Origin of the sequence: Staphylococcus sp. HMSC62A08, assembly GCF_001839105.1 — a bacterium.
Lineage (GTDB): Bacteria > Bacillota > Bacilli > Staphylococcales > Staphylococcaceae > Staphylococcus > Staphylococcus caprae.
The window spans coordinates 1-10,518 of the sequence record NZ_KV840054.1 but is presented as its reverse complement, the minus strand read 5'-3'; the positions used below and the strand labels follow the sequence as shown (position 1 = coordinate 10,518).

The following is a 10,518-nucleotide window of genomic DNA, read 5'->3' as shown; positions in this document are numbered from 1 at the left end:
CAAAATTAAAAAATGATGTAGAGGTGCTAAAAACATGAAAAACAGAAAGAACTCGTACAGTATTCGTAAATTAAGTATTGGTGCGTCTTCAATCATCGTCGCATCAATGTTATTTATTGGGGGCCAAACTGCACATGCCGCAGAACAAGACGCTCAAGGGAATTCTGAAAACCACATAGCACAATCTATTGGGGCTGAAAATGATAAAAATAGTGAGAAGCAATCGAATGTTGAAAATGATAATAAAAGTTCACTAGAAACTAAAAATAATGCGCCATCATCTATACATAATGAAGATGCTCAACAACAAGCGCAAACAAACACGGAAAATAATGACAAAGTAACTGAAACTAAAGAAAATGCAACTCAAGACAAACAGAATCAAGACAATGTTAAAACAAATAAATCAGAAACTCAGCAACCGCAAATCCAACAATCACAAAGTTCACAAACTAAAAATGACCATGTGTCGTCACAAGCTCAAGAGAATCAGCAAAATCCAAATGAACAATCACAGCAAACTGAACAAGCAAGCGCAGAAAAAGTTTCTGAACGTAAAGCAGAACCGCAAAGTGAAGATACTCAGAAACCATCAACTTCGAACACAAATGTGACAAAGTCATTTGAAAAAGGAAACAATGATGCAACAAAACCTTTAGAAAAACAAGACAATGATAGTGTGACTCAAGCACAACCTCAAAAGAAATCACATCCAGCCTCGACTCAAAATAATGACTCGAATCACACACAATCACCAAAACAACAAGTGACTGCAAAAGATACTCAAAATGCGAAAAAAGAAGCCCCAGTGGAAGCATTAAACAAGCATCCACAAACGAAAGCACCACAAAAGCAGACAACTCAAAAGCTAACAAATCAAAAAGACCTTAAAGTAAAAGACTTAGACAGCGACGGTATGACAAATACACATGCCCCTGGTAAAAAAGATGATCAATCTAAAAAAGGCTTAAATACTTTAACACGAAATGCTGTTGCTACACCTAAAAATAAATCCGCTCAACAAACTGATAAACAGGTTAAAAAACAAGCAAATAAATCATTCCCTCAAATTCAATATAAAAATCATGATCCTATCATTTTAGTGCATGGTTTCAACGGTTATACTGCAGATAATGGACCTGCCCTTGCTGGAAATTATTGGGGTGGCGACCGAATTAAATTGACACAAGAATTAAGAGCTAAAGGTTATAACGTCAGTGAAGCCAGCGTAAGCGCATTTGGTAGTAATTATGATCGAGCAGTCGAATTATATTACTATATTAAAGGCGGAAAAGTCGATTACGGCGCTGCCCATGCAGCTAAATATGGCCATGATAGATATGGTAAAACATACGCCGGTGCATACCGTGAATGGCAACCAGGTCAAAAATTCATTTAATTGGTCATAGTATGGGTGGTCAAACTGTACGTTTATTAGAAGAAATGCTACGTAATGGCAATCCAGAAGAGGTTGATTATCAAAAGCAACACGGCGGAAGCATATCACCTTTATTTAAAGGCGGACAGGATAATATGATTTCTTCAATTACCACTCTAGCTGCGCCACATAATGGTACGCATGCTGCTGATGTAGGGAATGAACCATTTATCCGTCAACTTGCTTATGACTATGCAAGATTTCAAGGGCATAAGCTTTCAAGAGTTGATTTAGGTTTAAAACAATGGGGCCTTGCTCAAAGAGACGGTGAAACGCACGCGCAATATGTGAAACGCGTTAACAACACAAGTAAGATTTGGAAAACGAAAGATAATGCATTTTACGATTTAAGTCGCGAAGGTACGAGTAAGTTAAATCAACATACATCACTTAATCCAAATATTGTGTATAAAACATACACAGGAGAATCAACGCGTCCGACATTAGATGGTAGACAAAAGGCAGATATTAATATCAAATTCTCTTATCTTGTAACAGCAAATGTGATTGGTAAAGCGCCAGAAAAAGAATGGAGAGTCAACGATGGATTGGTGTCTGTCATTTCAGCACAACATCCATTTAACCAAGCCTTTGTACCTGCAACAAAAGAGATTAAAAAGGGTGTATGGCAAGTTATGCCGGTTAAACACGGTTGGGACCACGGTGATTTTGTAGGTTCAGATAGTTCAGAAGTGCGTATTTCAGTAGACGATTTAAGAGACTTCTGGGATAGCATGATGAAAGAAATAGTTCAAAACGAGAAAGTAACAGATAAATAAAATGTAGACACGTCGAGAATTGAATTATATTTCAATACTCGGCGTGTTATTTTTGTTACTTACATACAAATGGAAAATGATTAACCAAAAAATAAGTGCAAAAAGTAACATGTAATTCGATTTTAATAAAATAGAAATTGAAACGCTTTCATTTTAGGCGTATAATTGTTTTAGTTTTTAAAAAAGGGAATGATTTACATGAAGGTAAATAAATATTTGATTTTTATATTGGGAGCATTAGGAGGCTTACTCTACGGTTATGACAATGGTGTAATCTCCGGTGCATTATTATTTATACATAAAGACATACCACTTAACAGTACAACGGAAGGTATTGTTGTATCTTCTATGTTAATTGGTGCAATTATTGGGGCGGGAAGCAGTGGACCGTTAGCTGATAAACTTGGACGTCGCCGTCTTGTCATGTTAATCGCTGTCGTATTCATTATTGGCGCATTAACACTTGCCTTCTCGACTAACCTGGCATTATTGATTATTGGTCGATTAATTATTGGACTAGCTGTCGGTGGTTCAATGTCTACCGTGCCTGTATATCTATCTGAAATGGCACCTACGGAATACCGTGGTTCTCTAGGTTCATTAAACCAATTAATGATCACAATTGGTATCTTAGCGGCATACCTTGTTAACTATGGTTTTGCGAGTATCGAAGGTTGGCGTTGGATGTTAGGTCTTGCAGTAGTACCATCAGTTATTCTATTGATTGGTATATACTTCATGCCTGAAAGTCCAAGATGGCTCCTTGAAAATAGAAGCGAAGAAGCGGCGCGTAAAGTAATGAAAATTACATACGACGATAGTGAAATCGAAAAAGAAATTAAAGAAATGAGAGAAATCTCAGCAATTGCTGAATCTACATGGACAGTCATTAAGTCACCATGGTTAGGTCGAACATTAATCGTTGGTTGTATCTTTGCGATATTCCAACAATTTATTGGTATCAATGCAGTGATATTCTATTCATCAACTATTTTTGCTAAAGCAGGTTTAGGCGAAGCAGCCTCTATCTTAGGTTCAGTAGGTATTGGTGTGGTCAATGTACTTGTTACAATTATTGCACTATTTGTAGTGGATAGAGTCGATCGTAAGAAGTTATTAGTTATGGGTAATATTGGGATGATTGCTTCTTTAATCATCATGGCTGTATTAATTTGGACAATTGGTATTGCATCTTCAGCTTGGATTATTATCTTATGCTTATCATTATTTATTGTCTTCTTTGGTATTTCATGGGGTCCTGTATTATGGGTTATGTTACCAGAGTTATTCCCAATGCGTGCACGTGGTGCGGCAACAGGTATCTCTGCGTTAGTACTTAATATTGGTACATTGATTGTGTCATTATTATTCCCAATTTTAAGTGATGCATTAAGTACAGAATGGGTATTCTTAATCTTTGCTGTGATTGGTGTACTTGCCATGTTATTTGTTATTAAATTCTTACCTGAAACACGTGGACGTAGTCTTGAAGAAATTGAATATGACTTACGTGAACGTACAGGTGCTAAAACTGAATAATATATAAATTTCACACTCCGGTTTTCAATATAATGTTGAGAACTTGGAGTGTTTTTTATTTTTAAGTGTATGCGCATAATTATTTTTAAGCGAATCGCATACGTTTAATGGGTTTCATTTTCAGGGTAAAAAATGTAAGTTACGAAAATTAAGAACGGAGGTGTATGACATGAAAAGTGCTCAAGCACTTGAACACACATTAAAATCATTAGACGGTCAAAAGTACGGTGCATACAAACGTACGAAAGGAATGTACGAATTTGACCAATTTAGACTTGCAATCGACCATGTACAAGTCGATCCGTTTGCGCCGCCTTCTAAAATGAGAGTCATTATGGATAGAAATACGACGGGGATACCAGATGATTTATTGAATGATAAATATAAACGACTTGCAGTCAGTGACTTCTTAACAAGATCTATGCATCAACATATTCAAGTAGCAACGCAAAAGTCTAAAAAGTCAGGGAAACTATTTATCGATCGTTGTGGACAAGAGATGTTAGAACGTACATCTGTAGTCATCAATGATAAAGATATTGAAGCTCGAATTGAAGTGGGACTACCTGCAGCTGGTCGGAAAATTCTTGGTAAAGCTGCAGCACACACACTTATCGATATACTACCTGAAATTGTGAACCAAGCACTACGTTATGAGCATCTTGATCAAACAAAACTTCACAATCAAGTTAAATTGATGATAGACCAAATGTTTATACGAAATGAATTAGTTCAAAGAGGCCTAGTGTCATTTGTTGCGAATGATGCCATTTTACCTCGACAAAGTGGTGTATCTGACCGTCCTATGACACATGCCATTAAGTTTCAAAGCCCTGAAAAGTTTGAAATCCAATTAGACTTACCAAGTGGAAAATCCATCAAAGGTATGGGAATTCCCAAAGGTATTACTTTAATTGTAGGTGGCGGTTACCATGGTAAATCAACATTGCTTGAGGCATTAGAGCGCGGTGTCTATAATCATATTGCTGGAGATGGAAGAGAGTATGTGATTACGCAACATGACGCAATGAAGATTCGAGCCGAAGACGGTAGAAGTATTGAGAAGGTTAATATTCAACCGTTTATCGATCATCTGCCTGGTAAGAAAGACACGACAGAATTTTCAACGGAAAATGCGAGTGGTAGTACGTCTCAAGCAGCGAATGTAATGGAAGCTTTAGAAGCACAAACATCGCTCTTACTGATTGATGAAGATACGTCTGCAACAAACTTTATGATTCGTGATGGACGCATGCAAAGATTGATTGCGCCTGAGAAAGAACCGATTACACCATTTTCAAATAGAGTGAAACCATTATATGACCATCATGACGTATCTACAATCCTTATTGTTGGGGGTTCTGGAGACTACTTTGATGTGGCTGACCAAGTTCTAATGATGGATGAATATCATTTAAAAGATGTCACAACTGAAGCGAAGGACATTGCACAATCCGCGGGTTATGAGAGAATCGATCAATCACATGCAGACTTTGGTAGCATTCCGTCTAGAGCCCCTCTTAAATCTAGCTTCAATAAGAAAGGGAAAGATGACCGATTCAAAGCTAAAGGGCTTCATACAGTGACATATGGTAAGGTACCTATTCAAATTTCTGGTTTAGAGCAACTTGTGGACGATAGCCAGACGAACAGTTTAGCGATGATGTTAGATTATCTTAAAAATGAAATACTCAACAATGATGTTACGCTTGCTCAAGCAACAGATCGCTTATATCAACGTATTGAACAAGAAGGACTAGAAGTGATTTCACATCATCAAGGTCATCCAGGTAATTTAGCTTTACCACGCAAACAAGAATTAATTGGTACAATAAATAGATATCGAGGGCTACACATTCGTAGTGAACGTTCTTAAAACATTACGATAAAAGTTAAATAGTTATAAAAATAAGCGTATTGTGAGCTCACTCATCAATAAGTGAGGGTAACAATACGCTTTCTATGGTTCTTTTAAGAAGAATTCTACGGTAAGCTCTTCATCGAAATATTTCTCTTCATGGTCAAGTATCTCTTCGTGATTTCCATTAATAATAGTGAAGCCACTCCGTTTTTGTAATCCATATTCTTGAATAAAGCCATGCATACCTTTTTTAACATAAGGCACAATTTTAGCTTTAAACTTAACACGCTGATTTATGATACGCCTTCTTTTATTGTAGTATCTTTGAGGAACTTTGAGCCAAATATGATCAATGGGTTGTCCTTCAATCATTAAATCTCTAAGTAACATTCTTGTATTATTGTGAAAAGGGTATCTGCCGTAGCGACCTCCATGATGCATAAGTACGACTTGACCTGAAACAGTCACGAGGCGATTACGAAATGGCTTTAAAGAATCTCTTGGCATCATTTACACTCCAATCTTCAATTATTATAAAAATAATATCATAAAATAAATATAAAGTAGTGTATAAAAATAGAGAATCCTTTTCAACCTTCAAAAAAATGGCTACCCATATCAAAAATATGAGTAACCACTCTATAAGAAATGACTTATTGATTATATTTATCTATACCTTCTGCAACTCGAATACCACTAAAGATACAGCCACCTAAAAACGTACCTTCAAGTGCGCGATATCCATGAAGACCGCCACCACCAAAGCCTGAAGCTTCTCCAGCAGCATATAAACCTTGAATAGGTTTACTCTGTTGATTCATGGCACGACCATCTAAATCAGTTTGAATACCACCAAGTGTTTTACGACTGATGATATTGAGTTTCACAGCAATCAATTTACCACTCATATTACTTAAGAATGGTTGAGGTTTTGCCGTTCTTACAATCTTATCTCCTAAAAATTGTCTTGCATTATGAATAAATGCAATCTGAGGATCTTTGCTAAATGCATTTGTAATTTGTAAGTCACGAGATTTAATTTCTGCTTTAATCTCATCGTAATTTAATAAATGATCGTTAACAAGTGCATTCATTTTCTTAACTAAAGTGCCTAAATCATCAGCGACAACAAAGTCTTCACCCTTTTCTACAAATGCGTTGACTGGAGAGGTAGCTTGTTTACTTAAACGTTCTTTAATTAATAATTGAATGTCTTTATTCGTTAAATCTGGGTTTTGTTCAGAACCTGATAATACAAACTCTTTCTTAATGATGTCTTCTGTTAAGATAAACCAAGAATAATCATATCCTGTTTTCATAATTGTTTCTAACGTGTGTAATGTGTCGAATCCAGGATAATCAGGTGCCTTCATACGATGACCTTCAGCATCAAACCACATTGAAGAAGGGCCTGGAATAATACGTATACCATGCTGCTTCCATATAGGGCTATAGTTCTTAACGCCTTCCGTATAATGCCACATGCGGTCTTTATTTACAATATTGACACCGGCATTTTCAGAAATACCGATTAAACGGCCATCAGTTGAATCCGGCACGCCTTGAATCATATGTTGAGGCGCGTTGCCAAGACGTTTCGGCCAATACTTCTTAATCAGTTCTATATTAGCTCCGATACCACCTGATGTGATAACAAGATTCTCTACATCATATGAGAATGTATCAATGACTTTACGAGAAGAGGGCGCGCCACGTTCTACATCGCTTTCTTCTAGAATGTTTCCTGAGATATGTCGCACTTGATTATCTTCAATGTCGATTGCTGTAACTTGATGTCTTGGTAAATAAGTCACACGACCAGCTTGCTCTTGTTGTAAAACATAATTCGTAAATGGTTCGACAAGTCCAGGACCAGTTCCCCATGTAATATGGAAACGAGGTACTGAATTACCATGACCTGATGCAGATGATCCACCACGTTCAGCCCATCCAAGAATTGGTGTTAGTTTGATACCCATACGATGTAAGTAATCTTCCTTTTCATAAGTGGCAAATTTGACGTAGGCCTTTGCCCATTGTTCTGCCCAATAATCCTCTCCATCGAGGCGGTCAAATTGTGCAGATCCCATCCAGTCATTAAGTGCTAAATCATATGAATCTTTAACACCATATCGACGTTGTACCTTCGAATTAACTAAGAATAGGCCTCCAAACGACCAGTATGCCTGTCCTCCAATCGCTTGTCTAGGTTCTTGATCGATTAAAGTAACGTGGAACCCTTTCTTAAGCAGTTCCGTAGCCGCTACAAGACCACTTAAACCTGCACCGATAATATGCACTGTTTTATTCATGAATATACTCCCTTTTTATTTTGCTAAATTTTTATATGTAAAATGCTAACAAACCGCTATATATTTTATCATTAACTTCAATTCATCGCATGAGTCATTTTATGATATTAAATAAACATAATCTCATAATTCATTTTCAAAAACAGAAATAAATGCTGTATATTTCTACAAAACGAGCATCAATGTATAATAATAAGTGAGAATAAGTCAGCTGAGGAGGTGCAAGAATGACACAACAGAATGGTATAGATGAATGGATTGAGGTTACAGAATATTTCAGATATATAGAAGATATGATTGAACGTAATTTTAAACAGAACTATGGCATAAGTTTAAGAGAATTCTATGTGCTTTATGAGTTATATAAGGCGAAAGATAAGAAATATAAAATTAATGACTTAATTAAAGAAGTGAAATTGAGTCAGAGTGCTATGTCTCGTCTTATAGACCGACTGAGATCTCCAAAGAAAGCATTCATTTGTAAGGATATGAGTAAAGAAGATCAACGTGCGACATATATTTATTTAACGGAAAAGGGTAACAATATCATACAAACGTTAATGAGTGATTATAGAAAGTTAATTGGTAAAGTGAATATTGAAGACATCGAAATGCTTGTACGAAAGGTGAAGGATGCCAATCCATCTTAAAAGTTAGCGAATAAAGATAGAGTAGTATACAATCGGAAGTGTAAAATATTACCAAAGGGGTGGATTTAAATGACAAAATTAGATGTTTTGAATCCAGCAACAAATGAAGTGATTAAGATTTTAGAATATACTGACGAACAAACCGCACATCGTCAAATTGAACGCGCACATGAAGCATTTCAATCATGGAAACAAGTGGATGCACATGAACGTTCAGCAAAGTTATTTGAATGGGCACGTTTAGTTGATGAACATAAAAATGAATTAGCAAAACTGATTACACAAGAAGGTGGCAAACCTTATAAAGAAGCACAAGGCGAGGTCGATTATGCTAATTCTTATATAAAATGGTATGCAGAAGAAGCAAAACGTATCTATGGTCGTACAATTCCTGCCAATTCATCATCTAAAAAGATTATTGTACAGCAATTTCCAGTAGGTGTTGTAGGTGCAATTACACCTTGGAATTTCCCAGCAGCAATGATTACACGTAAAATGGCGCCTGCTTTAGCCGCAGGTTGCACGATTGTTTGTAAACCAGCAACGCAAACACCTCTAACGACAATTCGATTAGTTGAATTAGCACATGAAGCGGGTATTCCAGAAGATGCGATTCAATATGTGATTTTATCCGGTAAAAATGCTGGAGAAATCTTTAATGAGAGTCCAATCATTCAAAAAGTTACATTTACTGGTTCAACTCAAGTTGGTAAAAAATTAATTGAGCAGGCATCTCAAGCTGTTAAAAATGTGACGATGGAATTAGGTGGTTTAGCACCTCTAATCGTACATGAAGATGCGAATGTGGATTTAGCGGTTGATCAAACGATTGCTACTAAATTCCGTAACGCAGGCCAAACTTGTATTTGCGCAAATAGAATTTATGTTCACGAATCAATTGAACAAGAGTATATTGAAAAGTTAACAGAAAAAGTTCATGCATTGAAAGTAGGTAACGGCATGGATGAGGATGTCGTTGTGGGTCCACTTATTAATCAAGAAGGTGTTAATAAAGTAATTGACCAGATTAAAGACGCAGAAGATAAGGGTGGCCAATTATCGCGTTCATTATCAGACATTCAAGAATTAGGTGGTAATTTCTTAAAACCTGTAGTTATTTCAAATGCTAACCAAGAAATGAAAGCAATGCATGAAGAAACATTTGGCCCTATTGCACCAGTAATGACATATTCAGATTTAGAAGATGCGATTCAAATGGCGAATGACACTGAATTTGGACTCGCAGCCTATTTCTTCACTAACGATTATCATACAGGATTCCACTTATACGAATCTTTAGATTATGGCGTTATTGGTTGGAATGATGGAGGACCATCAGCTGCACACGCACCATTTGGTGGCATGAAACAAAGTGGTTACGGTCGAGAAGGTGGCATCGAAGGTATAGAACCATACCTTGAAACGAAATATTTATCAATTGGAGATATGTAGATTACGTTTCTAAATAAAATGTGGGGGTGGATAAAATGGATGTAAGATTTCCTATAGGAGAATTGGAATTACCTAACCAAGTGAGTTTAGTCGACGTGAAACGATGGATGAGTGAGGTAGAAAGATATATTGACCAACTCAAAAACGTCGTTAATGGAATTTCAGAGGAAGAGTTGAAGAAAAGATATCGTGAGGGTAGTTGGACGGTGAGACAACTTGTCCATCATATTGCAGATTCTCAGTTACAGTTATTCAGCCGTTTGAAATTAGCGTTAACTGAAGAAAATCCGTCAGCACCTGAGTTTGATCAAAATCAATGGGTAGATTTGGCAGATTCGAAATTACCAATTGAAGTATCTATTCAATTGCTTGAGGGGTTAAACAAACGTGTAGTAGCAATTGGAGAAAATGTCACAGAAGAACAACTTGATAGACAAGTTAATTTAGTAGGAACAGGTGAGCTCACAGTTGGATTCTTATTAGCTAA

General features: G+C 36.6%; 7 protein-coding genes and 1 pseudogene. 6 read left to right on the top strand and 2 right to left on the bottom strand.

The features are described from left to right. The first annotated feature begins 34 nt into the window (after positions 1 to 34). The 3 genes and pseudogenes from lip (at position 35) to HMPREF3264_RS11620 (ending at position 5,632) form a co-directional block, all read left to right on the top strand. Positions 35 to 2,217, top strand: a pseudogene (gene lip, locus HMPREF3264_RS11630) (YSIRK-targeted triacylglycerol lipase). Positions 2,218 to 2,415: 198 nt separating this feature from the next. After that, positions 2,416 to 3,756 carry a glucose transporter GlcP gene (locus HMPREF3264_RS11625; RefSeq protein WP_070833120.1) on the top strand — a complete coding sequence of 447 codons (1,341 nt, stop codon included), beginning with the start codon at positions 2,416 to 2,418 and terminating at the stop codon, positions 3,754 to 3,756. A gap of 169 nt (positions 3,757 to 3,925) precedes the next feature. Next, positions 3,926 to 5,632: an ABC-ATPase domain-containing protein gene (locus tag HMPREF3264_RS11620; RefSeq protein ID WP_070873407.1), complete on the top strand. Its 1,707-nt coding sequence runs from the start codon at positions 3,926 to 3,928 to the stop codon at positions 5,630 to 5,632. An 84-nt stretch (positions 5,633 to 5,716) separates the two neighbouring features. On the opposite strand, the gene HMPREF3264_RS11615 is transcribed toward HMPREF3264_RS11620, so the two are convergent. Further along, on the bottom strand, positions 5,717 to 6,124 hold the full coding sequence (locus tag HMPREF3264_RS11615) for a hypothetical protein (protein WP_070873406.1): 408 nt from the start codon (positions 6,122 to 6,124) through the stop codon (positions 5,717 to 5,719). 146 nt (positions 6,125 to 6,270) lie between these two features. Next, entirely contained in the window at positions 6,271 to 7,929 is a 1,659-nt protein-coding gene (locus HMPREF3264_RS11610; RefSeq protein ID WP_070873405.1) for an FAD-binding dehydrogenase, read from the bottom strand. A gap of 227 nt (positions 7,930 to 8,156) precedes the next feature. On the opposite strand from HMPREF3264_RS11610, the gene HMPREF3264_RS11605 reads away from it, so the two are divergent. From HMPREF3264_RS11605 to HMPREF3264_RS11595, 3 genes are all read left to right on the top strand, one after another. Further along, positions 8,157 to 8,579: a MarR family winged helix-turn-helix transcriptional regulator gene (locus HMPREF3264_RS11605; protein ID WP_002444802.1), complete on the top strand. Its 423-nt coding sequence runs from the start codon at positions 8,157 to 8,159 to the stop codon at positions 8,577 to 8,579. Positions 8,580 to 8,648: 69 nt separating this feature from the next. Next, positions 8,649 to 10,031 carry an NAD-dependent succinate-semialdehyde dehydrogenase gene (locus HMPREF3264_RS11600; RefSeq protein WP_070873404.1) on the top strand — a complete coding sequence of 461 codons (1,383 nt, stop codon included), beginning with the start codon at positions 8,649 to 8,651 and terminating at the stop codon, positions 10,029 to 10,031. Positions 10,032 to 10,066: 35 nt separating this feature from the next. Continuing rightward, positions 10,067 to 10,518, top strand: a 452-nt coding sequence (locus HMPREF3264_RS11595; RefSeq protein ID WP_070873403.1) for a YfiT family bacillithiol transferase, incomplete at its 3' end; no start/stop codon positions are given.